Consider the following 1,731-nt stretch of genomic DNA (forward strand, 5'->3'; position numbering starts at 1 on the left):
CGCGACTTCTGCTTCAACGGCAACCTGATCATGCGCGCGACCGGCGACCGGATGCTGCTGTCGCCGCCGCTCGTGATCTCGCGCCAGGAAATCGATGAACTCGTGTCGAAGGCGAAGAAGGCCGTCGATGCAACCGCCCAGCAACTGGGTATTTCGTAACGGCCTTGCCTACAGGCGTGCGGCGGGCGCCGCACGTCGCCATAACCAGGGGAACTCCACCATGCGTGCCTGTATTCTTCGCCAAGCCTGCTCCGTCGCCGCCCTCGCCGCCGCGGCCGCGCTCACGTCGGTCGCCAGCCCGTCGGCGCATGCCGACGAGCTGAACGTCTACAACTGGTCCGACTACATCGCGCCGGACACGATCCCGAATTTCCAGAAGCAGACGGGCATTCACGTCAAGTACGACAACTACGACAGCGACGACACGCTTCAGGCGAAGCTGCTGGCCGGCAGCTCCGGCTACGACATCGTCGTGCCGACGTCGAACTACATGGCCAAGCAGATCCAGGCCGGCGTGTACCAGAAGCTCGACAAGTCGAAGATTCCGAACCTCGCGAACCTCGACCCGCTGCTGATGAAGATGATCGCCGACGCCGATCCGGGCAACCAGTACGGCGTGCCCTGGGCATACGGCACGGACGGCATCGGCTACAACGCCCAGGCGGTGAAGAAGGCGCTCGGCGACAAGGCGCCCGTCGACAGCTGGGCGCTGGTGTTCGATCCGGCCAACATGGAGAAGCTGAAGAGCTGCGGCGTGTCGTTCCTCGACCAGGCCGTCGACGTGTTCGCCGCCACGCTGCAATACATGGGCAAGGATCCGAACAGCAAGAACCCGGGCGATTACCAGGCTGCATTCGAAGTCCTGAAGAAAGTCCGCCCGTACATCACCCAGTTCAACTCGTCCGGCTACATCAACGACCTCGCGAACAACGACGTGTGCGTCGTGCTCGGCTGGTCGGGCGACGTCGGCATCGCGCACCGCCGTTCGGCCGAAGCGAAGCGCTCGTACGACATCAAGTTCGCGAACCCGAAGGAAGGCGGCCTGCTGTGGTTCGACGTGATGGTGATCCCGAAGGATGCGCCGCACCCGGAAGCCGCGATGAAGTGGATCAACTACGTGTCCGATCCGAAGGTCAACGCGGCGATCACCAACACGGTGTTCTACCCGACCGCGAACAAGGCCGCGCATCAATTCGTCACGCCGGCCGTCGCGCAGGACCCGACCGTCTACCCGCCCGAGGACGTGCTGAAGAAGATGGTGCTGATGAAGCCGATGCCGGCCGACATCCTGCGCCTCGAGAACCGTCTGTGGGCCCAGTTGAAGACGGGCCACTGATCGCCGCGCATCGCGGCGGCGCAGGCATCGCGGTACGCCTGCCCGCCTGACATTCGCGGACCTCCGTCCGCCCGCGCGCCGCGCGCGCTGTTCCATCCGGCACGAGCCGTCGTCCGCGAGTCGCGTTGCGCGCCTCGCGCGGGGACGCTCACGCCTGCAATCCGTGAAGAACGAATGGTGACTCCCATGCAATCGATACCCTCTTCCGCTGCCGCACGACAGACCCAACCGGCCACGGCGCCCCGTACGCAAAACGACGCGTTCGTGCGCATCGAAAACGTCGTGAAGAAATTCGGCGACAGCACGGCCGTCGACAATGTGAACCTGACGATCGCGAAGAACGAGCTGTTCGCGCTGCTCGGCAGCTCGGGCTGCGGCAAGTCCACGCTGCTGCG

Annotated in this window: 2 protein-coding genes and 1 pseudogene; all 3 read left to right on the top strand. The window is 64.6% G+C overall.

The window, feature by feature from the left end; translation table 11 throughout:
* Positions 1 to 159: pseudogene (locus tag WT53_RS31645) on the top strand (aspartate aminotransferase family protein); the annotation flags it as partial.
* A gap of 61 nt (positions 160 to 220) precedes the next feature.
* Complete coding sequence (locus tag WT53_RS01425; RefSeq protein WP_059780814.1) at positions 221 to 1,336, top strand: polyamine ABC transporter substrate-binding protein; 1,116 nt, start codon at positions 221 to 223, stop codon at positions 1,334 to 1,336.
* 186 nt (positions 1,337 to 1,522) lie between these two features.
* Positions 1,523 to 1,731 (top strand): ATP-binding cassette domain-containing protein (locus WT53_RS31650; protein ID WP_156447842.1); only part of this gene is annotated, 209 nt, incomplete at its 3' end.

The organism is Burkholderia sp. MSMB2157WGS (assembly GCF_001532755.1).
Lineage (GTDB): Bacteria > Pseudomonadota > Gammaproteobacteria > Burkholderiales > Burkholderiaceae > Burkholderia.

Excerpts from the sequence above, each read along its gene's own strand:
- WT53_RS01425 (WP_059780814.1), top strand. The coding sequence starts at position 221 with ATGCGTGCCTGTATTCTTCGCCAAGCCTGCTCCGTCGCCGCCCTCGCC.